Below are 23,058 nucleotides of genomic sequence, written 5' to 3'. Positions count from 1 at the left end.
ACCATTATAGATATGGTTTGCTAGTATGTCCTACCTTTTTTGATATACTCAGTAGTTATTAACACTGTATTAAGTAAATATTCAGGATAAAAAACTGATCATGCATACTCAGTTAGATAGAACCGATAGAAAGATTTTAGTTGAACTGCAAAAAGACGGACGAATTTCTAATGTAGAATTGGCCAGAAGGATAGGGCTCAGTGCAACACCTTGCCTGGAGCGGGTCAAAAAGCTTGAGCGTGAAGGCTATATAAAAGGTTATAAGGCGGTTGTGGACCCGGTAAAGTTGGGTCAGGGTTTGCTGGTGTTTGTTGAGGTCACGGTCAACAAAAACTCGCCTGATGTATTTGATCGGTTTAATCAGGCGGTAAAGCAACACGACGAAATTATTGAATGCCACCTGGTATCCGGTAACTTCGACTATCTATTAAAAACCCGGGTAACAGATATGTCTGAATACCGAGGTGTTCTGGGTGAGATACTATTGAAACTGCCTAGTATTAGCGAAAGCCGCACTTATGTTGTTATGGAAGAAGTCAAAGGGGAGCAAGGTGAAGTGATAAAACCTTGTGCACCCTAAGGAAATTCTTGCTAAGGTGTGCAAAAAGTCATGTTAGAATTAACTAAACAGTATTTAGGTATTACACAATGCGCTTAAATGGTATCCAGCGCCTGCTGGAGACTGGCCTGATCATCAGTACGGCGGCGGCAATTTTTACGCTGTGCGCACTCATCAGCTTTGATCCGGCCGATCCCGCCTGGACGCAAACGGGCGAATTTATCAAAGTTAATAACATCACGGGTGCAGCTGGCGCCTGGGTTGCCGATATTCTGCTACTCAGTTTTGGTTGGCTGGCCTTTCTGGTGCCGGTTTTTATTCAGTTATTCGGCTACTTGTTGTTTAAAAAACCACACAAATTATTGCAACTCGATTATACCACGCTGGGGTTAAGGCTCATTGGCGGTACCTTGTTTATCACCTCTGCCAGCGCTATCAGTAGTATTAACTTTGATGATATTTACAACTTTTCTTCTGGTGGGGTAGTAGGGGACGTGGTCGCCAGTGCCATGATGCCTGCGTTCAACTTTACCGGCACCACTATCTTATTGTTGTGTTTTTTCTTTGCCGGTTTAACCTTACTAACGGGCGTCTCCTGGGTCGAGTTCGTTGACTACATTGGCGAAAAGGTAGTGGCATTTTGTAAGTGGTGTTTTGCAAAGATTAAACAACGTGCAGAACACGTGTCTGTTACAACACCTACACCAGACAATATCAGTGTAGATAGTGAGGCTCCGAGGCCTGAACCTGTCCTGATAAACACTACGGATAGAGAAACCGGGCCTGATAGTGGACTCAATGTTGATGTATCTGCAGAAAATGAGTTGGATATGTCGACCGAAGCAGAGCAACCAGAATCAGAAGAAACTAAACCGAAGAAGCTCAAAGACAGATTGTTTGGCCCCAAAGCCGAGCCCGTCACAGAATCAGTTCCAGACAGGGTGCCGGAAACAGATAAACGCTCTGGAGACGATATCGCAGTAGCACCAAGTGTGTTTGATGAACTCGATGATATTCTTGAGCAGGAAATTAATTTTTCAGCAGTTGACGACGAAGCATTTGATACGGTTGCTGCACTCAATGCGCTTGATGACACGCCTGCGCCCGCAGAGACCAAGGTCGTTTCGCCGGCCAGACCATTAAAGCCTAAGGAAAAACCAGCTTCTGGTTATCAACCGCCACCAAGCGCCAAAGAGCAGTTTGAGGCTTTATTAGAAGCTGAGCCACCGAAAGATCCGCTGCCCTCGCTTGACTTGTTGGATAGACCTGACAAGGCGAAGAATCCGATATCCGAAGAGGAGCTCGAAGCGGTATCTCGTCTCGTAGAGGCTAAATTACTGGATTTTAATATCCAGGCAAAAGTAATGGGGGTTTATCCTGGTCCTGTTGTTACTCGTTTTGAGCTAGACCTGGCGCCAGGAATAAAAGTAGCGAAAATTACCGGGCTGGCAAAAGATTTGGCGCGTTCACTATCAGCTGTTAGCGTTCGAGTTGTCGAAGTGATACCAGGTAAGACCTATGTGGGTCTGGAATTACCAAATAAAAATCGTGAAATCGTGCGTCTTTCAGAGGTCATAAACGCACCTAAATTTGAACAAAATGCCTCGCCACTGACCATGGTATTGGGTAAAGACATTGCAGGTCAGCCTGTGGTGGCCGACTTGGCCAAAATGCCGCACCTGCTGGTGGCAGGTACAACCGGTTCAGGTAAGTCAGTGGGCGTTAATGTCATGATATTAAGCTTGCTATACAAGTCGCCGCCAGAAGATGTGCGGATGATCATGATTGACCCGAAAATGCTTGAGCTGTCGGTGTATGAAGGTATTCCACACTTGTTGTGCGAGGTGGTGACCGACATGAAAGAAGCTGCCAATGCGTTGCGCTGGTGTGTGGGTGAAATGGAACGTCGTTATAAGCTGATGTCGGCACTGGGCGTGCGTAATCTCAAAGGCTATAACCAAAAAATATTGGATGCCAGAGAAGCCGGACACCCCATTATGGATCCGCTGTTTAAAGATACCGATGGCATGGCGGATGAGCCCCAGGAACTCGATAAGCTGCCAAGTATTGTGGTGGTGATTGACGAATTTGCTGACATGATGATGATTGTGGGCAAAAAGGTGGAAGAGTTAATAGCCCGGATCGCTCAAAAGGCGCGTGCAGCGGGTATTCATCTGGTACTGGCAACCCAGCGACCTTCTGTCGATGTGATCACGGGGTTAATCAAAGCCAATATCCCAACGCGGATGGCATTCCAGGTATCGAGTAAAATAGACTCACGTACAATTTTGGATCAGCAAGGCGCCGAAAACCTGCTGGGTATGGGTGATATGTTGTATCTGCCACCTGGTACCAGTGTACCAATCCGCGTACATGGCGCGTTTGTAGACGACCATGAAGTGCATGCGGTTGTGAGCGACTGGAAAGCACGTGGTAAACCGAACTATATCGACGATATCTTGTGTGGTGAGGCAACAGAAGATATTTTACTGCCAGGCGAGACAAGCGAAGGTGAAGATGAAGAATCGGATCCGCTCTATGATGAAGCGGTGGGATTTGTGATTGAAACTGGCAAGGTATCAGTCTCAAGTGTTCAGCGTAAGTTACGCGTGGGCTACAATCGCGCGGCTCGTCTGGTCGAACAAATGGAAATGTCCGGCGTCGTTAGTGCGCCAGGACACAATGGTGCCAGAGAAGTTCTGGTACCCAAAGGTGGAGCGAATTAATGAAGTTACAACCACTTATTCTGGCCCTGTGTATTATCGGGGCTACACCTGCTGCTTCTGCGGCGGAACAAATAAAAAGCAACCAGCTCGTCAGTGCGGCTACTCAGTCATTAAAAGACAAACTAAAGGGGCTGCATAGCTTTCGGGCTCAGTTTGAGCAAAGCGTTATCGATCAGGATGGTCACCTGATCCAGTCCGGTAAAGGTATAATCGCCTTGCAATATCCAGCAAAAATACGTTGGCAGCAGGATGAACCTGATGAGACGCTGCTGGTCTCGGATGGTTTAAGAACGGTCTACTTCGATAGCTTTGCAGAGCAGGCAACTATACTCAATACGCTTGGCCTGATTGATACCACGCCTTTTGTCTTGTTAACGACCCAGGACCCAAAACAATGGCAAAAGTACCAAGTTGCTGAGATTGCCGGAGGCTATAGGATAGAGCCTGTTCAGTCGGGCGCTCAGGTGGAGCGTCTGGATGTTTTGTTTGCAGACAACAGTCTGAAGATTGGTCAGCTAAACGTAACAGACTCATCGGGCCAGATCTCCAGCTTTAAGTTTAGCGACTCGCAGGTTAATGTACCAATCGATACAGCGCAGTTTAAGTTTGTGATCCCAGAAGGAGTGGTCGTCGACGACCAGACACAAAGTGACTAATCTGGGGTTTGATTTTGCGCCAGATGTGCGACCTTTGGCGGCGCGGATGCGTCCAACCGAGCTGAATGGTTACATCGGTCAAAGCCACATTCTGGCGTCTGACAGCCCGCTGCGCCGGGCCATTTCTCAGGGGCGGTGTCATAGCCTGATTTTATGGGGGCCGCCTGGCGTGGGCAAAACCACGCTCGCTGAAATCATTGCTCACCACGCCAATGCACAGCTATGTAAGTTGTCTGCGGTGACTGCCGGTGTCAAAGAAATACGTGAGCAAGTCCTTGAAGCAAAAAACCGACTGGCCCAGGGGGGGATGCGCACGATACTCTTTGTAGACGAAGTGCATCGTTTTAATAAGTCGCAACAAGATGCATTTTTGCCTCACATCGAAGATGGCACCTTTATCTTTATCGGTGCGACCACAGAGAATCCATCATTTGCACTGAATAACGCGATTTTATCCCGTGCCAGAGTGTATACCCTTAAACCACTGAGCCTGGATGAGCTTGGTCTGGTGTTACGCCAGGCACTGGCTCATGATAAAGAGCTCAGCCGTCAGCAAATCACGCTGGATGATGCCGTTGTGGATGCCTTGTCTCATGCAGCGGACGGAGACGCCAGAAAAGCACTAAACCTGCTGGAACAGGCCACTGATCTTGGTGCCAATGGGGAAGGGCAAATTGTTATTAATGAAGCTGTGTTAAAACAAGTGTTGCCGTCACATCTTGCCAAATATGATAAGGGTGGCGACATCTACTATGACTTGATCTCGGCGTTTCATAAGTCTGTGCGCGGGAGTGATCCGGATGCAGCGTTATACTGGTATTGCCGCATTCTCGCGGGTGGCGGTGATCCTCTGTACGTAGCCAGACGCTTATTGGCGATAGCGACAGAAGATATAGGCAATGCCGATCCTCGTGCCATGCAGGTGGCGCTCAATGCCTGGGATATTTATCACAGAGTGGGGCCCAGTGAAGGCGAGCGAGCCATCGCACAGGCGACCGTTTACCTGGCCAGTGCAGCCAAAAGTAACGCAGTTTATAGGGCATTTAATCAGGCTAAACAGGATGCCGCCAGTGATCCCGATTTTCCGGTGCCGGAACATCTGCGCAATGCGCCCACTAAACTGATGAAAGAGCTGGGCTTTGGTGAAGAATATCGCTATGCGCATAATGAACCAGGGGCGTTTGCCGCCGGAGAGTGTTATTTCCCTGAGGATATTCAGCAGCGCCGTTACTATGAGCCCAGTGATAGAGGTCTTGAAAAGCAAATCTCAGAAAAACTTCGTTACCTGCGCTCATTGAATGAACAAAGTGCGCAAAAACGCTATCAAGACCAAGATGAGCGCTGATGGACTTGCTTAAAACTTACCTGATGATCGCAACTGGTGGCGCATTCGGTGCCTGTCTGCGCTTTTTTATTAGTGATATCACCTTAAAACTCTTAGGTAAGGGATTCCCTTTTGGCACGTTGACCGTTAATATTCTGGGTTCACTGTTGATGGGCATTCTCTACGGACTAATTGATAAGCAGATCATAGAAGTATCACCGGCTAAAAGTCTGGTCGGAATTGGCTTCTTGGGTGCTTTAACGACATTCTCTACCTTCTCTATGGATTCTTTGCTGTTACTTCAGCAAGGCCAGATTGTGAAAATGGTACTGAATATAGTGTTGAATGTCGTGATGTGTATTTTCATGGCCTGGATAGGCCTGTGCTTAGTCATGCAAAAAGGTTAAAAGAACAAACTATGTTAGATGCAAAGTATTTACGCCAAGACATTGAGGAAGCGGCAGAGCGTTTGAAAAGACGTGGCTTTGAACTTGATGTGGCAGCGATTAACGCGCTGGAAGAAAAACGAAAAACACTGCAGACCAAAACTCAGGAGCTGCAAAGTGAGCGTAACAGCCGTTCCAAGGCGATAGGCCAGGCCAAAGCAAAAGGTGAAGATGTTCAGCCATTACTCGATGCGGTTGCAGACCTGGGTGATCAGCTCAGCGCAGCAAAAACTGAACAGGATGAAGTGCTGGCTCAGTTACAAGATATTGCAGCAACTTTACCTAATCTGCCAGCCGAAGACGTACCAGTCGGCGCTGACGAAAGCGACAATGTCGAAATTAGTAAATGGGGCGAACCTAAATCGTTCGACTTTGAAGTAAAAGACCACGTTGATCTGGGTGAAGCGCTGGGTAAGGGTCTGGATTTCGAAACCGGTGTTAAGTTAAGCGGCTCACGCTTTACCGTGATGCGTGGTGGTATTGCTCGTCTGAATCGTGCGTTATCTCAATTTATGCTTGATACGCACACAGATAAAAATGGTTACACTGAGATGTGTGTGCCTTACCTGGTCAATAAGGCAAGCCTTTATGGTACTGGTCAGTTGCCTAAGTTTGCAGAAGACTTGTTCCACACTGAGGCGCTGAGTGAAGATCAAGACGGCTACAGCCTTATTCCTACTGCCGAAGTGCCTTTGACTAACTGTGCCCGAGATGAAATCTTCGACGAAAAAGAGTTACCTGTTCGTATGACTGCTTATACGCCTTGCTTCAGAAGTGAAGCAGGCAGCTATGGCCGTGATACCCGTGGTCTTATTCGTCAGCACCAGTTTGATAAAGTAGAATTGGTTCAGTTGGTTAAGCCCGAAGACTCAATGGCAGCGCTTGAAGAACTAACAGGCCATGCTGAGGGCATTTTACAGGCGCTGGAGCTACCTTATCGCAAAGTGGTCTTGTGTACTGGTGATATGGGCTTTGGCGCAGCTAAAACCTATGACCTGGAAGTTTGGTTGCCTGCCCAAAACACCTACCGTGAAATCTCTTCTTGTTCAAATATGCAGGATTTCCAGGCTAGACGTATGCAGGCTCGTTTTCGTCGCGCAGGTGAAAAGAAACCAGAATTACTACATACACTAAATGGTTCAGGGTTGGCAATTGGCCGTACCTTGGTTGCAATATTGGAAAACTATCAACAAGCAGATGGTTCTATTATCGTGCCAGAGGTGTTGAGACCATACATGGGTGGTCTTGAGAAAATTCAGTAACACGCTTAAAGCATTGATCTAAGGCCGCATTCCTGCGGCCTTTTTTATTACAAATTAATGAATGTTTTTTTACGGTCAAATGCTAATAAATAAGCTGCAAAAAATAATTAATTGAATAAAAAATACAAAATAATTGGAATTTCTGTATTGTTATCTCTTTTCTTTCATTTTGATTATTCTCACTCACCGCCAGGATGTTGCATGTCAAAACGATATATGATTTATTGTTTTTGAAGGTTTGGCCAATCCTGAATTAGTCGACGTGTGTCTGGCAAAAAAGTGCATTCGCAGTCGGCCGTTGTTTAACCATATGCAATAGTAAAAATGTTGGTAGTTAAGTGAAATTCGAGCTATCGGCTGCCAGGCAGCCTGCGGCGAAGCACTGAATCAAATTGTACAGAGGACATTGTCGTGTTTCGTACGGATTGATATTTACGAATTTATTAACTATTTATTAAATGTGGATGTCGTAACGACGAAAGCAACTTGAAAAATATGAAGGTGAGGAATTTACCTATGAAGAGACAGAAAAGAGACCGTTTAGAAAGAGCACATGCCCAGGGATTCAAAGCAGGTTTAGCGGGCCGGTCCAAAGAGTTATGTCCATATCAGCAAGTAGAGCACAGATCAGAATGGTTGGGGGGATGGCGAGAGGCCATAGATAACCGCAACATGTACAAAACCTAAATTCCTATAAATATCTAATGACTAAGCAATGTCAAAAGCCCCTTTGAAGGGGCTTTGTTTTTATAGACGCCTGAACATTAGAATGCGCTAGTGTCCTGGAACAAGCCAACTTTCAAGTCTTTTGCTTCGTAAATAACCCGGCCGTCAACCTCTACTGTGCCGTCTGCAAGACCCATGAACAGCTTACGCTTAATAACACGTTTCATGTCTACACGGTAAGTTACTTTCTTAGCGGTTGGCAGGATCTGACCTGTGAATTTAACTTCACCCACACCCAGTGCTCGACCAAGACCCGGACCGCCTGACCAACCCAGGAAGAAACCGACTATTTGCCACATTGCATCCAGACCCAGACAGCCTGGCATGACCGGGTCGCCACGGAAGTGACAGTCGAAAAACCACAGATCAGGGTTAATATCTAGCTCAGCAACGATTTGACCTTTACCGAATTCACCACCATCTTCATTAATCTCGATGATACGATCCATCATGAGCATGTTATCGATTGGCAGACGACAGTTGTTCTCGCCAAACATTTTGCCTTCAGCGCAGAGGATCAGTTCTTCTTTTGTATAGCTATTTTTTGGTTCCATAATCTTCAATCTTAGTCTTAAATTGCCGCTACTTTAGCTTACACTTGTACGCCAAACAACTCTGAACAGTTAAAAATTGCCTGTTTTGTGAGCGTCTTAACGAATTAGTACACCTTTACATGCAGTCTAGTCATATTTGAGTGCTTCTCAGGGGCTTTTAATGAAGTACCATTCTGAGGAAACATGATAACTACAGCTGTCGGATGCGCCAGAGCGAATGAAAATTATTCAAAGTATCTATCAGCGTCGATAAATTCTCTATTTATCGACCTTTCAAGGCGATTTTTACTTTAAAAATCACTATAATTGCCCCAGTCGTTTTTAATAGTAACGGAAGTTTATGATCCTTTTTGTAGATGCCTTGACGGTAATTGATTTTTCTTACTTGTGTGGTAAACGTGGCGCTGTTGGTGAGAGCTGGATTGTTGATATGACACTTCATGGCCAGTTGAATGAAGAATCTATGGTGCTGGACTTTGCCAAAGTAAAGAAACAGATCAAAGCCATTATCGATGACACAATAGATCATAAACTGGCTATACCAAGTCAGCTGCAATGCAACTTTTCGGAGCAAGATGGCAGGGTAAGCTTTGATGGCGAGTTTGGTGGTCATCACCTCGCAATGAGTGCGCCTGAAGAGGCGGTTTGTATCGTCGAAGGTGACGTTATCAACGAAGAGAATGTGATTGCATTTTTGAAGCAACAAATCTTGCCTAACATGCCTGAAAATGTGAAGGACGTCGAGATTGAGCTTCGCCCGGAGCCTAGCCGCAGTTTTTACTATCATTACAGTCATGGCTTGAAGAAACATGACGGAAATTGCCAGCGTATTATTCACGGTCACCGCTCTGACATTGGCATTTATCTTGATGATATCAGTATGCCTCGCTTGCAAAAAGAATGGGCGGAGCGCTGGCAGGATATCTACCTGGGCAGTGAAGAGGATCTGATCGAAACAGGTGCACTGCAACATATCAAAGCAAAAGCCGGCGATTATGCCTTTGCTTATACGGCTTCTCAGGGCTACTTCGAATTGGCTATCAGTAAAGCACGGTGTGACTTGATCCCCTGTGATAGTACCGTTGAGTGTATTGCAGAGTATCTCGCCGCTGAGATCAAAGCACAGTATCCAGAGCGAAAAGTGAAGGTGAAGGCGTTTGAAGGCGTTGGAAAAGGAGCAATCGCTTATGCCTGATTGGCTAAGTAAAGCAAAGAAAACGGCCATGTTTTTGGCCGGTTTATGCCTTGGTATGGGATCTGCTCATGCCATTGAGCTTAAAGGATCACTCACCCAGGGTGGCATGGTGATTGGCAAGTTGGCAGGTGTGCAGTCAGCGCGGCTTAATGACAAAGAGCTGGCTATCTCTCCTGAGGGAAAATTCGTATTTGGGTTTGGCCGGGACGCAGACGTGGAGCACACTTTAAGTTGGGTTGATAAAAATGGTAAAACACACACTAAGTCATTACTGATCACGTCCCGAGAGTACGATATTGACCGTATCACAGGCGTAGAGAAAAAGTACGTGTCGCCACCAAAAGAGGTCCTGACACGGATCCGCAAAGAAGGTGCGCAGGTCAGCGCCGCCAGAAGTAAACTCAGTACACTACCGTATTTTGATGACCCTGTGTATCGACCTGCAAAGGGCAGAATATCGGGTGTTTACGGTAGCCAGCGCTATTTTAACGGTAAGCCAAGAAGACCCCATTTTGGATTGGACATTGCCAATAAAACTGGCACACCGGTATTGGCCCCTGTATCAGGCAAAGTTGTTTTTGCTAATCCAGATCTCTATTACAGTGGCGGTACCCTGATCCTGGACCACGGATATGGTATTACCTCTACCTATATTCATCTGAACAAGTTACATGTAGAAGAAGGGCAGTTGGTAGAACTTGGCGACCATATTGCCGATATAGGTGCAACCGGAAGGGTAACCGGACCTCATTTGGACTGGCGTTTTAATTGGTTTAATGAACGCTTAGATCCTGAACTTCTAATGATTGATAAACTCGCAACGAAAAGCAGTAAAGAATGACACAAACAGATAAAGACGCAGTAATAGCTCAACGAATTAAAGACTCGCAAACCTCTGTAACTAAGACGGTGTTTCCCGGTCGCACTAACCATCATAATACGTTATTTGGTGGTGATGCATTAGCCTGGATGGACGAGGTGGCCTTTATTGCTGCAACACGTTTTTGCCGTAAGCCCTTGGTGACTATTTCATCTGACCGGGTGGATTTTAAAGAGGCCATTCCTGCTGGTACATTCGCTGAACTTGTGGCAAAAGTCGCCCATGTTGGTAATACCAGCTTGAAAGTAGAAGTTCACATATATCTTGAAACCATGCACAAAGACGACAAGCATCTGGCTATTTCTGGCAGCTTTACATTTGTAGCTGTAGATGACAACCACAGACCAACCCCAGTAGTTTGCGATCAAATGCTAAATGGCTTTAGCTAATAGACGACAGTAATCTAATCAGCATCATCTTTATATCGGAGTCAGTAAGGCTCCCCTTTATCTCGAGGAACACATCATACTTATGTTTGAATTTGATAAACTTAGCTATGACTAAAAAGAGTACCTATTTTTTAGCAAGCTGGTTTAAAGTATTATCAATGTGCTGGCAGGGCGTTTTTTGCTGTGCCCAAAAACTCAAAAAACAGGATAGTGTATTGGCTGGAAGGGATTCATGGATTACGACATTTCACCCTCTTTAACTCTTACTCCTCTAAACATAAAACAAGCGAATGTACTTCTGGAAGCTGTGGACAAGAGCAGAGAGAGCCTGGAGATTTATTTGCCGTGGGCGCAAGCTGTTACGGATCTGAATAGCGCCAAACAATACATCACAGAGCGCCAATCCATCCGAGGCAGTCACTATTTTTCGATCGTGTACCATGAACAATTTATTGGTGTTTTTGCGGTTAAATCGGTAGAGGCACCCAATACCTGTGAAATCGGGTACTGGCTTTGTGAAAAAGCACGCGGTAATGCAATAATAGATCAAATTCTCCGCGTCATGTTGCCCAGATTAAAAGAAGAGCTAGCAATGCGGCAAATTGAGTTTCATTGTCTGGATTTCAATATTCCAAGTATTAAAATCGCTCAGCGGGTAGGGGCTAAACTGACCCGAAGCTATTCTGTCACAATGCAAGATAAACTATCAAAAACTATGTGTATATATACCGCTGACTTGTCATAAAGGGTTATATGAAAGAGTTGATTAACAAAGGCAAAACGATGTTGTCTGACATGCCGGAAAAAGTGTCAGCAGATCTTGCGTCAGGCTTTCAGTTTGTAAAAGAGAAGGTGAATGGATTGCCTATTTTTATGTCTGTTGAGAGGACCACGAGTAGCAACGCCACAAAGTATGATGAGAAACACTATTTTGTCGTACCCTTCGCCCTCAGTGAACATGGTTTTGCACTACATACTATAAGAAACCTGCCTGAAGGGGTACCTGAAGTTAATGCGCTGCCAAAAAGGCGTATTTTTCACTTTCCAACCGTTCATGCTGAGACAATGTTAAGAGAATATATGGTGAACTGCGCTGCACAGCTCGCTATCGAACGAACCAATGAGGACCCTAATTCACTTCATTCTCTCGCAGATCAAATAGATGCATTAGACCGTAAACTCACCTATGGCATGCTTTTGATTGGCGGTATGGCGGCTTTAACTAACCCCTTGCTAGGTGCGGGCATCGCTGCCAAGGCACTACTCCCGGGTGTTGCAGGCATAGTCTCTAAATTCACACTCAGGCCAGCTGCGCAAAAGCTGACTAACCATAAAGAAATAGCAGCCATCAGGCAAGCAGAAGAAAACATACTGAGAGAATTCGGCGACGCAAGCACGGTTAAGGTTATCAACCCGGTTTTACAACAGCTAGATCTGGCGTTACGCACCACGCAGAGTCAGCACGACCCTTTGCTAGATTTTAATTTTAGTACCACTGAAATAAAGGAGCTTGATGGCAATAAGTGGCGTGTACTCACGGAAATTGCTATCTATCATATCTACAAAGATGTGTATCATGACCCATTTCTGTACAAACAAGCACAGCTCGGCCCTGAGGATATTCGTTGGTTTGATGTTCTGTTTAGCGATTTAAAAGGCAGCTGAAGGTGTATAGGGCTTTGGCTGATGCCCGGAAAAGAAAAAAGTCGACCTATGGGTCGACTTTCTCTGTTCTATAGCACCATTGCCGCAATCCAGCCAAAGAGGAGCAAAGGGATGTTAAAGTGAATAAAGGTTGGGACGACTGAGTCCCAGATATGATCGTGCTGACCATCGGCGTTTAAGCCGGATGTCGGTCCTAGGGTCGAATCAGACGCCGGAGAACCCGCATCTCCCAACGCTCCAGCTGTTCCTACAAGGGCAACTGTTGCCATAGCAGAAAAGCCCACTTCCATAGACAGAGGCACAAACAAAGTAGCGATGATTGGTACCGTTGAGAAGGAGCTACCAATGCCCATGGTAATGAGTAAACCTACCAATAAAATCATCGCAGCGGCCAGTGGTTTATTCTCCCCAACAAAATCAGCACATGCACTGACCAGGCTTGCAACATGACCCGTTTCCTTCATAACAGACGCAAAACCTTGCGCAGAGATCATTATAAAGCCAATCATTGCCATCATAGCAACGCCTTTACTAAAAACATCTGAGCTCTGGTCCCACTTAACAATACCAAACAGGCTGAACATCATAACGCCTACCAGACCGCCCAAAATCATCGAACCACTGACGTTCTGTGCTAGTAAGGAACAGACAATCGCAAGAGTACCGGCAATGATAACCTTACGTTTTTCCTGAGCATCATGGGCCTTGATACCGGACTGGGGCATGTTTGGCTTAACTTCATCATGTGTATATTGACGTTTTTTACGGTAACTGATGAACACAGCAACGATCAGACCAATAAGCATCCCTAATGCTGGGATCACCATTGCATACGGAACTTGGGTATTGACTATTTCTAGGCCGTTATCAACCAGGTTTTTATGCAGGATTGAGTAAAGGTAGATACCGCCAAATCCGTAAGGTAAAACCATGTAGGATGTTGCCAGACCAAAAGTCAAAATACAGGCAATGGCTCGGCGGTCAATATTCAGCTGATTAAATATCACTAACAATGGTGGTATAAGAATTGGGATGAAAGCGATATGCACCGGAATAAGGTTTTGTGATGCAACAGAGCAGCCCAGAATAATAACCATAATCAGCATACTTAACAGTTGACTGGAACTTTGCTGACTACCGTGGACGAGTGACAACAGCTTGTCAGCTAGGATCTGGGTTAACCCAGATTTAGAAATGGCCACTGCAAAGGCACCTAACATGGCATAGCTCAGTGCAATTTCTGCACCACCGGAGAGGCCAGAATTAAAAGCATTGAGTGTATCTGACAACCCAAGACCGGCACTTAACCCTGCAACCATGGCACTAATTGTCATTGCCACAATCACATTTACTCTAAATAGTGTCAGGCCGAGCATCAGCAAAACACCAATAATGACAGCATTCATAATATTATTTTTTCGCCTTTTTTATTATTAAACGACCCAGCGCCTTCATCCTTGCTGCTTCCGCCTTGGTTAACGGCGCGCGGGAAAATCTCGATTTTACAAAGTATTGGTTAAACTCTTCCAGCTCCTGCGATAAAGCGGGGTATTGAGACTGTAATGCAGACAAAGCTTGTGAGGGGGTGACTTTGTGAAGCCCATCTCCTCCAAGACGACACACTGCGTGATGTAGCCTGACAGCTGCAGGTAATTTTACAATCTGCTGTCGTTGCAGGTACCAAAAGCGTACGATAAATATCGTAATTAACAGTAAGAATACGCTCAGCTCAGGTAACACTTTGTGATATTGCCCGAATAAGTCTCTCAGCAGTCGTGATTGCTTCTGGTGGTCGAAATTTAGCACCCAGCGTGTCCACTGATAATCTAGTTGTTCAATCTGAAGTCTGAGCCAATTTACCACCGCCAGATTTGAATAAGACATCAAGCTCAGGCCCAGGTTGTCTTTAAATTCCTCCTCAAGTTCCGTCAATTCAGACAAAGAGCCGGTTAGTCTGTCTGGTGCCACCCAGGCTGTGGGGTCGAGACGATACCAGCCTTGCTGTGGCACATAATACTCAACCCAGGCGTGGGCATCATACTGATAAACGCTATAATAGCCGCGCTCTTCGTTATATTCACCCCCCAAATACCCTGACACCAGACGCGCGGGGATCCCCGCTGCACGTAACATAAAGGCGGCTGTTGCGGCGTAGTGGCCACAAAACCCTTCCCGAGTCTGAGTTAAAAACACGTCAATGCTATCGGACGCACTGATTGTGGGGGGCTTGAGTGAATATCGAAAACTGTTCTGAACAAAGTATTGCTTCATGTGTTCAATAAATTCAGCGGTGTTGTCGGCGCGACTATCCCATTGCCGGGACATCTCAGTAGCTAGCGGGTTTATTTCTTCCGGTAATGCGGTATTGACTCGATACTGCCAGTTTACTAGCCCAGAGTCTGTTATATGGATGGGGGTAACTTGATACTCAATACTGCTACTGAGGTGCTTTTGCATAAACAAGGTACCAAAATGATTGGTATTAACCCCGCGTGTAGCCGACTTCGCCTGACCCAAACTATATAACCAGGTTTTACCCGAAGCTCTGGCTATCACAGTATAGCTTTCGCCGACTGCTCTATACGGCGCTTGCAACTGTACGTCATGATGGGGTGATACACGCCATCGTGTGCCGTCAAACTTATCGTGTACTAAAGTGCGCCAGTAAAACGGCGGCTGCATCTGTGCATTACTGGGTAAGATAGCTCTGAATACCAATTCGTCTGAGCGAGATAGCTCTGAAATCTGAAAGGGGTCGATATCCTCAGATAATCCCGTTTGCGTTTTTTTTGCACCTGGGAGTTGCCAAAATGGTGAAACTTTGGGGAGTAAAACAACCATGATTGCGGCAAGTGGTAATGCAAGTAAAAGGTGTTTAGCTGCTTGTTTTGAGGCGCTGCGGATCTCAATACCATGTTCTATCCAAAGCATTTGAGCCAGGTTCACCACCAAAAGCACAAGTACAAACAACAGTGACAAAACATTCTGAGAAAAGATAAAAAAACAAGGATAAACAAAGAAATTGAGCAATTGTACAGACATTGCCTGCTTCTTGGTCTTCGCCTGGATGGTCTTCAGTGCGCACGCGCCTAGTAGCAAGGATACGAACATTTCGACCAGATTTGAAAAACCTATTGCTACAAATACGACCAGTATAATGGTAAAAGCCAACAGGTTGATCAATGTCTCAGAGGGGCCTTTAATCAGACCACGATATATTGCCAGCTTAAACAATACGATAAGCAACATAGCACAGGTAAACACAACCCCAAAGTGGTTGAGCAGTAAGAAGCTGACTAAACCATATACTATCGTTGTGATTGAGGTTTGTGCACCAAAGAGTTTGTCAGAAGTCACTTAGTGCCTCCAAACATGCTTCTCGATGTTTGTCACCACGATCAACGCCGACCTGAACTGCATTGCTCAGACGCAATGCGAAAGTGTCACCTAGCTTGTCTGCTTCAAGGATCTGGTAGCAAAGTTTTGATAACCGGATTTCTTTGTTGCCATCGTGAGCGGCGTAATCAAAAGTATGTTGGGAATAATAACTGTCGCCACTGTATTGTTTTACCAAAAGTTGCTGATTTTTAGCAAAGTGTCGCCAAGATATTCTGTTTTTACTTATTCCGGGTCTGAACCGCTCAAGGCCGTCAAAGTTCTCATGACTTTGTGTATCCTGATGAAGGTACTGACCCTGGGATTCAGTCGCTTCCTGAGTACTGAATGTCAGTTGGCAACTGAGTGGAGTAGGGTAGATACAAAATGTTCTGTCTACATTCAGGTAGGTCCAGACCCGCACCAAACCGAACGGATAGCGACTAGACAGCCTAATTCTGCCAAGCTGGTATCGGCCCCTTTTTTCGGAATGTAAAAAAAGGGAAGAGACTGTTGCTCCCTGCTGATAGTTGCTGTTGCTGGGGCTAGAGTCATACATCTGACTTGCTACATCCAGAGAATAGCAATCATGAGGAGCAGTAAATTTGAGACGTACTTCGACAGGCTTAGATGCAAAATTGTTCTTAATATCCAGCACCTGAATCGTCAGGCCATGCAAATTTAGGTACCCATATATCAGCGCAAGTACCAGGATTAAAAGCATAATATATGCGACACCGAGTATCAGGTTGTTCTGATAATTACTACCTAGGATAAAGTTCAGGATCACCATACATAGAAAGAATCCGCCTTGTCTTGACGGAACAATATAAATGTTATGGTGAGAAAGCGTGATTTGCACAGCGCTGTGTTTGCGCTTGATAATGTCAGCCAGCCAGGACTGTAGCCAGTCACTGCGCATTGTTATAATACAACCGGCACGTTATCAAAGATCCCCTTGACCATATCGTCCAGCTCGTGTGTGGCAATATTCAGACGATGACCGGCAACGGCACCAAATACGGCTTGCACATCATCAGGTAATGCATAGTCTCGCCCCAGGGTTAGTGCATAAGCACGAGTTGCCAGGCCTAAAGCGATACTGGCACGTGGTGAAAGGGGGTCACTAAATTGTCCGCTAAAACGTGTGAAATTTACCAGGTTGATAATGTATTGTACCACGGAGTCAGACAGATTGATGGAGAACACGTCTTGCTGTAGTGCAGCCAGCACGCTCATGTCTAATACACATGGTATCTCGTTTAGAGTCTGTCTTTGCAGATTATTACCTAAAATAAGACTTTTCTCTGCTTGTTCATCTGGGTAGCCTAAGCTGATCCGCAAAAAAAAGCGGTCCAGCTGCGACTCTGGGAGTGGGTGAGTCCCAGACTGATGCAACGGGTTTTGTGTAGCAATGACAAAAAACGGGTCTGGCAAAGGGTGCGTCTTGCCATCAACCGTGACCTGGCGCTCCTCCATGGCTTCAAGTAATGCGCTTTGTGTTTTTGGACTGGCTCGGTTAATTTCATCGGCGAGCAATACCTGACTAAATATAGGTCCGGCGTGAAAGTCAAAGCTTTGCTGTGAGGTATTAAACACACTAGAGCCGGTAATATCGGCAGGCAACAGATCACTGGTGAACTGAACTCGCTGATAACTCAATCCAAGCACATTGGCAAGCCCGTGGGAGAGGGTGGTTTTGCCCATGCCGGGCAAGTCCTCTATTAAAAGGTGTCCCTTGCAAAGCAGACAAACAACAGCGAGCCTGATCTGCTCTTCTTTTCCCAGTATCAACTCTGAAAGCTGGCTGATTATTTTTTCGGTGGTTTTATTCATGCAATCATTTCGAGTCTTTTCATTACTGAATCGACTTTTTTAGCGTTAAAAGGTTTAGCAATAAAGCCTTTTGCGCCCAACTCCCAGGTATTTTGCACGTTCTCGAGGCTATTATGACCAGAACACATAATGACATGAACATTGGGGTAATTGTCATTGATGTATTCAAGAATTTGTGTGCCATCTGTATCGGGCAATTCTATATCCAGGAAAATAACATTGGGGGATTTTTCAGCCATCAAAGGCATCGCTGACTTGAAGTCCTCAGATTCGTAGACTTCTTCAAAACCCAGGTTTTCAAGAATGTCTATCAGGTAACTACGTACATCTTCGACGTCATCGATGATCAAAATTGGCTCTAGGGGTCTGACAAGTTCCATATTGTATTTACTTCTTTTGAACGACAAGGCTAATACTAAGACAAGCGTAAAGTGAGCTCAATGGCATTTTATCAATTAACTGTAAATTCATCTTAACGATAAGGTGGCTAGCACATTAAGCAATATATACGTACTGACAAATATGACAGGAAAGAAGGTTGACCAGCTTACTTCACAGCTCTGGTAGCACAAATATTTTGAATATCAGGTTTCGGGCTCACACTTTGGTAAAGCGGGTGTTCATAGGTAAATCATAATTCAAAGTGGTCATGGTAATAATCATGACCTTTGAGGTTTGTCCTTAAGCAACTTCATTCAGCAAAGCACAAAGTTAATTACGTCTTGAGTGGAAAAAGATACAAGCTAATATCTCAGGGCAATGCAGATTTTTGCGGTCAAAGAGCGAAGTCAGGTCGTAAATATCTGATCAACTCCGAACCCTTAATGTCCGATACCGTCTAGTATAGGACATAAGAGCTTTACAGACGCACTCAGTATCACCTCAAATCTCTCTATTTAACACTTCCTATAATTTACGTTATGTTAAATAAGGTATCTGTGACAAGTTTGCAGTTAATGACTAAGCTTATGCTAATAAGTCTGAGGGTTTGATTGCAATGCCGTATGCTTTGTCCTTATATCTTTGTTTTATTTTGCTCTATCCACTCAAAAGTCTGGCTACTGCAAAAGAACTGAGTGTTACATATCGCGATTATAAAGGCACTCATACCGTGTCTGGTGAAAAAGTCAGTGATGGGACCTTTCGCTACAATATTCAAGCTGACAAACAAATTAAGGTTACCACTTTAGAATGGCAACCCTATATTGGCTTGAACTTATGTAAGCAAGGTTGGGTAATGCAGGCCACAATTGCTTTACTTCATAGCCAAGGCTATGGCGCAACCGTTACTTTTTATCCATGGGCACGCGCTGTTGCGTATGCCGAAAACGGAAAAGTAGATTTGCTGGTACCTGAGTATTTCATTGAGCCTGAGTCACCTTCGGATACGTTTCCTGGCACACGCCGATTGGATCATCTTACTCTCTCTGAGGCATTTGGCTGGGGTCCGATCGCATTATACAAACGCAAGGATTATAACACAGACCATTTTACCAGCCTGCCTGCACTTGCTGATGAACGCATTGGTGTAGTTCGTGGCTATCAAAACACACCGGAGTTTGATCGACTCATGGACGCAGGTAAATTTAATGTCATGGAAGCCGTTGATGATGCGCACAATATCAGGTTGCTTATGGCTGGTCGTGTCAATCTTATCGTTGGCGATCCTGAAGTTATCAAGATGGAGATAGCTTCTTTTGCGCAACAAAGTAATACTGAATTGGCAAATATGGCTACCAACTTGGTGATGGTTGAACCCATTTTACAAATGAATGGCCTGTTCTTCGCTGTCTCAAAACACAACAAATACGGTAAAACCCTGCTGTTTGAACTGAACCAGGCCATAGCCGAATTTAAAAAGCACGGTGTCCTGGACGAGATAAAATACAACACGGCCAATAGTTGCAAGCAGTAGTAACTAGCTAACTTGCATAGAAAAATGCAAGTCCCCTACTGTTTGCTGGCCGAACTTATACACTCGTGTTATGTTGAGGTCGGTAAAACGTACAGTGGGTATAATGTGAAATTAGATATTTATCAGGTTGATGCGTTTGCATCTGCGGTGTTTGAAGGTAACCCGGCTGCTGTGTTACCTTTGAAAAGTTGGCTGCCAGACGACTTACTACAAAAAATAGCGGAAGAAAATAATTTATCGGAAACGGCCTTTTTCGTCTTGGAAGAAAACAACTACCAACTACGCTGGTTTACGCCTAAAGGTGAAGTGGACTTATGTGGTCATGCAACCCTGGCCGCCGCTCACGTTTTGTTCACTCATTTAGGCTATCGTGGTCAAACGCTCCATTTCCAAACACGTAGTGGCTTACTCTTGGTGACAAAGGTGCCTGAGGGATACAGTATGGACTTCCCCGCTACACTTCCTCAACCTGTTGAAGAACCCGATAAACTTCTGACTGGTCTGGGTATTTCAAGTGCTGAATGTGTGTTGGCGGGTTTTGATTATATTGTTGTGCTAAGCAATGAGTCTGAAGTCAAAGCGATTGTGCCAGAATTCGAGAAGTTAGCTCAGCTTGAATTACGTGGTGTTGTTGTTACAGCCCCCGGAGACTCCGTTGATTTTGTCAGTCGCTGTTTTTACCCGAAACTTCGTGTCAATGAAGATCCCGTTACGGGCTCAGCTCATTGTCAGCTGGCACCTTACTGGCGTGAGCGACTAGACAAAAATAAACTGACAGCACAGCAGTTGTCTGAACGAATCGGGAAGATAAAGTGTACGCTTGTCGAAGACAGAGTAATACTTGAAGGTGATGCTGTAGATTATTTGCAGGGTCAAATTTCTATCTAAACACGACTGAAAGTGGTTCATAAAAATAAAAAAGAGAGCAGCAACCTTCTCTCTTTTTTATTTGCCATTTAATTTAACATAATGAAAAATAGAACTTTTTAGCCCTATTTTTATACAATTAATGCAATGCAGCGGTAAATGGTATACTTTCGCAGATTTCAGCTTCTGCAATCAGTATTTCTTCCAGGCGTGCATCGATAACCGCTTTGTCAAAGTACTCGTAACTCAGCTCGACAAACAGGTTTTTGTGTTTTTCTTCCGACTTGGCAATAGTCACGTAAAAGTCTTTTTCTTTGCCTTCTGGTAAGGCTTCCGCAACCAGCGAAAAACGCTCGTGACCTCGCGCTTCAATCACAGCTGCTACCAACAAGCGATCAATTAAAAATTCATCTGAGCCCTGACGAAATAGCGCACGCATTTTTTTAATATAGGGATCGGCTTTGTCATTGCCCAAAGTGACCTGGCGATCAGTCAATAACTTGAGTACCTGTTTAAAGTGGATCATCTCTTCAATGGCAAGGTCTGCCATTGCTTTTACGAGTTTGATTCGATCCGGATAATGGCTCAGCATTGACATGGCCATACCGGAGGCTTTTTTCTCAGCTGCAGCGTGATCCTGTAAAAAGATATCAAACTCAGCCATGACTTTATGCGTCCATTCGAAAGGGGTGTGGAATTTTAGTTCAAACATCTGTCATTTATTCTGTTATCGATTTTCCGGGTATTTTACCCAAGAATGGCCGTAATATCCAAACCAGGAGCATAGGCCCTGCCCTTGTGTTTACACAATACCTACGGTGATAGTATCGGACATTTAATTCGACATCACTAAGCCGTGCTATAAAGAAGACTGTCTCTGTCTGCTTTTCCGTTTCGGGTAGATTCTATTTTCAGTGGGTGATCAATTTGCTTCCACGCTGTCACTTTTCCTCCCTGATTAAGGTTTGGCATGGTCATCGCGTGATCAGTTTGAATACCAAGAAAGTCCTTCAGTGTATGTAAGCTGTCTGGTTGAGCTACGTCCAATATCAGGTGTTTTTGCTGCTTGCGTTCTAAAAAGCTAAGGCAATCAATTCGGTGTTTTTGGTAGATATCTATCAGGTATTGATCGCATGCAATATTGTCAGCGCTCAAGTGTTCAAAGATATCAAAGTAGCAACGTTTCAAGGTGTCATTGAAGCCGCCCTGCTGGGTTTCCAACCTTGGTAACATGCGGGTTAGTAAGCGCCTTATTGAGGGAACCCAGCTTGACATGGCCCTGTCCAGATAAACAAAGCGGCTGTTTGGGTACAGCTCTGACAGTGTTTTGTAGTCATTGAACACAGGGGTATCAGCTATGACCTGAGCTTGAGAAAATGTTTCTCGGGTATAGGCTGTATGTGCTGTTTTAAAACCTAGTTCTAAAAAAGCAGCACATACACTAGTAGTACCGGTCCTAGGCAGTCCGGTAATAAAAATCTTTTCCATTAAACGAAGTAACAATAGATATTAATAATTGACAGTGCTAGTAGTGACAAAAAGCTTAATGCCATGCCCAAAACGCGTAGCTTCAGGTTAGCCATATTCAGCGCGAATGAGTGTAAAATACGGCCGATTAAGTAAGTGCTGCCCGTAATGTATAGCCAAATTGCCTGACCACCTTGAAATTCTAAAGCAAATAACAGTATCAATAGTAAAGGCGTATATTCCATGAAGTTGCCATGGGCGCGGATCGCTCTTTCTAAGGCGGGGTTTCCACCATCTCCAAGCGCAACTTTGTGTTTGTGACGTAAACCTATGATATCAAAACTGAGTTTGATATAAAAAAGCGTAAATATTGCAGCAAAAAATCCTGTTATCATAACGCAGACCTACTTGTAAGTATTATAAGTAGGTCCAGTATAGAGAGTTTACTCGATAAAATATACCGCATACACTTCAGCTGTGAGTGTTGTATCTCCGGTATTGTAAGCCTGACTGACATCCATAGATTCTGCTGCCATCATTTTACCACGGGCATAAGGCTGCACAGGCACATTCATAGGTGAAAACGACACGGAATATAATCGACCCAGCTCAACGTCAAAGTCATCTGCAAGCTCTCTGGCTGCAGCTTTAGCCTCTTCAATGGCTGACTTTTTAAGCTTTTTCATGTACTCGGCTTTGTCTTCAACGACAAATTCAGTGTTATTAAATTGATTAATGCCACTGTCTACAAACGCCTGTAGCAGGTTTGGGTATTCTGCAAGGTCTTTTAGCTTTACTGTCAGACTACGGCTAACCCTGAAACCATCGAACTCTTCTTCGTTGTTGGCTCGATTGTAGCGTGTCTGGCGATGGACATTAAGCTGCTCCGCATGGATATCATTGGTTTTTATATCAAAATCTCTGGCTATCTGAATCGCCTTTGCCATGATTTGATCAACATTTGATTTCGCATCTGGTAATGACTTGTGTTTTTCAGTTATCGCGACACGAATAATGGCTGCGTCAGGCTGTACTTCCAAGGAAGACATTCCTTTAACATACAAGTGCGGGCCTTCGGGCAAACTGCCTGCTTGTGCGCTGGTGCTGATCGCAAAAATTGCAGCGGCTAAAAGTGAGCGCATGGACGCCTCCTTACTTTAATCAAATAAGATAAAATAGTGTTGAATTATAAAACCATAAGAGTTGAGTCAATTAA

At 44.8% G+C, this 23,058-nt stretch carries 24 protein-coding genes; 14 read left to right on the top strand and 10 right to left on the bottom strand.

Annotated elements, in window-relative coordinates; genetic code table 11:
* Positions 1-100: 100 nt before the first annotated feature.
* The 7 genes from lrp to rmf all read left to right on the top strand — a co-directional run bounded on the left by lrp (position 101) and on the right by rmf (position 7,660).
* Positions 101-580: a leucine-responsive transcriptional regulator Lrp gene (gene lrp, locus CWB98_RS14670; protein ID WP_046004417.1), complete on the top strand. Its 480-nt coding sequence runs from the start codon at positions 101-103 to the stop codon at positions 578-580.
* Between the two features lie 68 nt (positions 581-648).
* Positions 649-3,285 carry a DNA translocase FtsK gene (locus tag CWB98_RS14665; protein ID WP_138545539.1) on the top strand — a complete coding sequence of 879 codons (2,637 nt, stop codon included), beginning with the start codon at positions 649-651 and terminating at the stop codon, positions 3,283-3,285.
* Positions 3,285-3,941, top strand: a complete 657-nt coding sequence (lolA, locus tag CWB98_RS14660; RefSeq protein WP_138545538.1) for an outer membrane lipoprotein chaperone LolA — start codon at positions 3,285-3,287, stop codon at positions 3,939-3,941. Before CWB98_RS14665 ends, lolA begins: the two co-directional genes overlap by 1 nt.
* Positions 3,934-5,286: a replication-associated recombination protein A gene (locus CWB98_RS14655; protein WP_138545537.1), complete on the top strand. Its 1,353-nt coding sequence runs from the start codon at positions 3,934-3,936 to the stop codon at positions 5,284-5,286. Before lolA ends, CWB98_RS14655 begins: the two co-directional genes overlap by 8 nt.
* A gap of 5 nt (positions 5,287-5,291) precedes the next feature.
* A complete protein-coding gene (gene crcB, locus CWB98_RS14650) occupies positions 5,292-5,672 on the top strand; it encodes a fluoride efflux transporter CrcB (RefSeq protein ID WP_138545598.1) in 381 nt (126 codons plus the stop codon).
* An 11-nt stretch (positions 5,673-5,683) separates the two neighbouring features.
* Positions 5,684-6,973 (top strand): serine--tRNA ligase, encoded by a 1,290-nt coding sequence (serS, locus tag CWB98_RS14645; protein ID WP_138545536.1) that lies wholly within the window; start codon positions 5,684-5,686, stop codon positions 6,971-6,973.
* Between the two features lie 516 nt (positions 6,974-7,489).
* Positions 7,490-7,660, top strand: coding sequence for a ribosome modulation factor (rmf, locus tag CWB98_RS14640; protein WP_046004422.1), 171 nt, complete (start codon positions 7,490-7,492; stop codon positions 7,658-7,660).
* Between the two features lie 77 nt (positions 7,661-7,737).
* Here rmf and fabA read toward each other — a convergent pair whose 3' ends face one another.
* Entirely contained in the window at positions 7,738-8,253 is a 516-nt protein-coding gene (fabA, locus tag CWB98_RS14635) for a bifunctional 3-hydroxydecanoyl-ACP dehydratase/trans-2-decenoyl-ACP isomerase (RefSeq protein ID WP_010384707.1), read from the bottom strand.
* Positions 8,254-8,593: 340 nt separating this feature from the next.
* Between fabA and CWB98_RS14630 the strand changes: the two genes are divergently transcribed.
* The 5 genes from CWB98_RS14630 (at position 8,594) to CWB98_RS24425 (ending at position 12,382) form a co-directional block, all read left to right on the top strand.
* Entirely contained in the window at positions 8,594-9,448 is an 855-nt protein-coding gene (locus tag CWB98_RS14630; RefSeq protein ID WP_138545535.1) for a 6-carboxytetrahydropterin synthase, read from the top strand.
* 28 nt (positions 9,449-9,476) lie between these two features.
* On the top strand, positions 9,477-10,289 hold the full coding sequence (locus CWB98_RS14625) for a M23 family metallopeptidase (protein ID WP_249364686.1): 813 nt from the start codon (positions 9,477-9,479) through the stop codon (positions 10,287-10,289).
* Positions 10,286-10,717 carry an acyl-CoA thioesterase gene (locus CWB98_RS14620; protein WP_049864149.1) on the top strand — a complete coding sequence of 144 codons (432 nt, stop codon included), beginning with the start codon at positions 10,286-10,288 and terminating at the stop codon, positions 10,715-10,717. Before CWB98_RS14625 ends, CWB98_RS14620 begins: the two co-directional genes overlap by 4 nt.
* 232 nt (positions 10,718-10,949) lie before the next feature.
* Positions 10,950-11,462, top strand: coding sequence for a GNAT family N-acetyltransferase (locus tag CWB98_RS14615; RefSeq protein ID WP_138545533.1), 513 nt, complete (start codon positions 10,950-10,952; stop codon positions 11,460-11,462).
* An 8-nt stretch (positions 11,463-11,470) separates the two neighbouring features.
* Positions 11,471-12,382: a hypothetical protein gene (locus CWB98_RS24425; protein WP_249364685.1), complete on the top strand. Its 912-nt coding sequence runs from the start codon at positions 11,471-11,473 to the stop codon at positions 12,380-12,382.
* 68 nt (positions 12,383-12,450) lie between these two features.
* On the opposite strand, the gene CWB98_RS14605 is transcribed toward CWB98_RS24425, so the two are convergent.
* The 5 genes from CWB98_RS14605 to CWB98_RS14585 are packed head-to-tail and all read right to left on the bottom strand — an operon-like array spanning position 12,451 to position 17,973.
* Positions 12,451-13,788 carry a Na+/H+ antiporter family protein gene (locus tag CWB98_RS14605; RefSeq protein WP_138545532.1) on the bottom strand — a complete coding sequence of 446 codons (1,338 nt, stop codon included), beginning with the start codon at positions 13,786-13,788 and terminating at the stop codon, positions 12,451-12,453.
* A gap of 4 nt (positions 13,789-13,792) precedes the next feature.
* Positions 13,793-15,739 (bottom strand): transglutaminaseTgpA domain-containing protein, encoded by a 1,947-nt coding sequence (locus tag CWB98_RS14600; RefSeq protein WP_138545531.1) that lies wholly within the window; start codon positions 15,737-15,739, stop codon positions 13,793-13,795.
* A complete protein-coding gene (locus tag CWB98_RS14595; RefSeq protein ID WP_138545530.1) occupies positions 15,729-16,679 on the bottom strand; it encodes a DUF58 domain-containing protein in 951 nt (316 codons plus the stop codon). Before CWB98_RS14595 ends, CWB98_RS14600 begins: the two co-directional genes overlap by 11 nt.
* Before the next feature lie 2 nt (positions 16,680-16,681).
* Positions 16,682-17,593 carry an AAA family ATPase gene (locus tag CWB98_RS14590; protein ID WP_138545529.1) on the bottom strand — a complete coding sequence of 304 codons (912 nt, stop codon included), beginning with the start codon at positions 17,591-17,593 and terminating at the stop codon, positions 16,682-16,684.
* Positions 17,590-17,973, bottom strand: a complete 384-nt coding sequence (locus CWB98_RS14585) for a response regulator (protein WP_046004429.1) — start codon at positions 17,971-17,973, stop codon at positions 17,590-17,592. Before CWB98_RS14585 ends, CWB98_RS14590 begins: the two co-directional genes overlap by 4 nt.
* Before the next feature lie 617 nt (positions 17,974-18,590).
* On the opposite strand from CWB98_RS14585, the gene CWB98_RS14580 reads away from it, so the two are divergent.
* Positions 18,591-19,508 (top strand): substrate-binding periplasmic protein, encoded by a 918-nt coding sequence (locus CWB98_RS14580; RefSeq protein WP_138545528.1) that lies wholly within the window; start codon positions 18,591-18,593, stop codon positions 19,506-19,508.
* 105 nt (positions 19,509-19,613) lie between these two features.
* Entirely contained in the window at positions 19,614-20,396 is a 783-nt protein-coding gene (locus CWB98_RS14575; protein WP_138545527.1) for a PhzF family phenazine biosynthesis protein, read from the top strand.
* Between the two features lie 118 nt (positions 20,397-20,514).
* Here CWB98_RS14575 and CWB98_RS14570 read toward each other — a convergent pair whose 3' ends face one another.
* The 4 genes from CWB98_RS14570 to CWB98_RS14555 form a co-directional block, all read right to left on the bottom strand.
* A complete protein-coding gene (locus CWB98_RS14570; protein WP_138545526.1) occupies positions 20,515-21,087 on the bottom strand; it encodes a tRNA-(ms[2]io[6]A)-hydroxylase in 573 nt (190 codons plus the stop codon).
* A 137-nt stretch (positions 21,088-21,224) separates the two neighbouring features.
* Positions 21,225-21,863: a sulfotransferase gene (locus CWB98_RS14565; protein ID WP_138545525.1), complete on the bottom strand. Its 639-nt coding sequence runs from the start codon at positions 21,861-21,863 to the stop codon at positions 21,225-21,227.
* Positions 21,863-22,237, bottom strand: coding sequence for an MAPEG family protein (locus tag CWB98_RS14560; protein ID WP_138545524.1), 375 nt, complete (start codon positions 22,235-22,237; stop codon positions 21,863-21,865). The genes CWB98_RS14565 and CWB98_RS14560 overlap by 1 nt, the downstream gene beginning before the upstream one ends.
* Before the next feature lie 48 nt (positions 22,238-22,285).
* Entirely contained in the window at positions 22,286-22,984 is a 699-nt protein-coding gene (locus CWB98_RS14555) for an SIMPL domain-containing protein (protein ID WP_138545523.1), read from the bottom strand.
* Between the last annotated feature and the right edge of the window lie 74 nt (positions 22,985-23,058).

Origin of the sequence: Pseudoalteromonas rubra (assembly GCF_005887115.1) — a bacterium.
GTDB classification, from domain to species: domain Bacteria; phylum Pseudomonadota; class Gammaproteobacteria; order Enterobacterales; family Alteromonadaceae; genus Pseudoalteromonas; species Pseudoalteromonas rubra_F.
This window is presented reverse-complemented; position numbering and strand designations above follow the sequence as displayed.

Excerpts from the sequence above, each read along its gene's own strand:
- CWB98_RS24425 (WP_249364685.1), top strand. The coding sequence starts at position 11,471 with ATGAAAGAGTTGATTAACAAAGGCAAAACGATGTTGTCTGACATGCCG.
- CWB98_RS14560 (WP_138545524.1), bottom strand. The coding sequence starts at position 22,237 with ATGATAACAGGATTTTTTGCTGCAATATTTACGCTTTTTTATATCAAA.
- lolA (WP_138545538.1), top strand. The coding sequence starts at position 3,285 with ATGAAGTTACAACCACTTATTCTGGCCCTGTGTATTATCGGGGCTACA.
- CWB98_RS14590 (WP_138545529.1), bottom strand. The coding sequence starts at position 17,593 with ATGAATAAAACCACCGAAAAAATAATCAGCCAGCTTTCAGAGTTGATA.
- rmf (WP_046004422.1), top strand. The coding sequence starts at position 7,490 with ATGAAGAGACAGAAAAGAGACCGTTTAGAAAGAGCACATGCCCAGGGA.
- CWB98_RS14585 (WP_046004429.1), bottom strand. The coding sequence starts at position 17,973 with ATGGAACTTGTCAGACCCCTAGAGCCAATTTTGATCATCGATGACGTC.
- fabA (WP_010384707.1), bottom strand. The coding sequence starts at position 8,253 with ATGGAACCAAAAAATAGCTATACAAAAGAAGAACTGATCCTCTGCGCT.
- CWB98_RS14570 (WP_138545526.1), bottom strand. The coding sequence starts at position 21,087 with ATGTTTGAACTAAAATTCCACACCCCTTTCGAATGGACGCATAAAGTC.
- CWB98_RS14565 (WP_138545525.1), bottom strand. The coding sequence starts at position 21,863 with ATGGAAAAGATTTTTATTACCGGACTGCCTAGGACCGGTACTACTAGT.
- lrp (WP_046004417.1), top strand. The coding sequence starts at position 101 with ATGCATACTCAGTTAGATAGAACCGATAGAAAGATTTTAGTTGAACTG.
- serS (WP_138545536.1), top strand. The coding sequence starts at position 5,684 with ATGTTAGATGCAAAGTATTTACGCCAAGACATTGAGGAAGCGGCAGAG.
- CWB98_RS14630 (WP_138545535.1), top strand. The coding sequence starts at position 8,594 with ATGATCCTTTTTGTAGATGCCTTGACGGTAATTGATTTTTCTTACTTG.
- CWB98_RS14625 (WP_249364686.1), top strand. The coding sequence starts at position 9,477 with ATGTTTTTGGCCGGTTTATGCCTTGGTATGGGATCTGCTCATGCCATT.
- CWB98_RS14605 (WP_138545532.1), bottom strand. The coding sequence starts at position 13,788 with ATGAATGCTGTCATTATTGGTGTTTTGCTGATGCTCGGCCTGACACTA.
- CWB98_RS14580 (WP_138545528.1), top strand. The coding sequence starts at position 18,591 with ATGCCGTATGCTTTGTCCTTATATCTTTGTTTTATTTTGCTCTATCCA.
- CWB98_RS14620 (WP_049864149.1), top strand. The coding sequence starts at position 10,286 with ATGACACAAACAGATAAAGACGCAGTAATAGCTCAACGAATTAAAGAC.
- CWB98_RS14665 (WP_138545539.1), top strand. The coding sequence starts at position 649 with ATGCGCTTAAATGGTATCCAGCGCCTGCTGGAGACTGGCCTGATCATC.
- CWB98_RS14615 (WP_138545533.1), top strand. The coding sequence starts at position 10,950 with ATGGATTACGACATTTCACCCTCTTTAACTCTTACTCCTCTAAACATA.
- CWB98_RS14555 (WP_138545523.1), bottom strand. The coding sequence starts at position 22,984 with ATGCGCTCACTTTTAGCCGCTGCAATTTTTGCGATCAGCACCAGCGCA.
- CWB98_RS14595 (WP_138545530.1), bottom strand. The coding sequence starts at position 16,679 with ATGCGCAGTGACTGGCTACAGTCCTGGCTGGCTGACATTATCAAGCGC.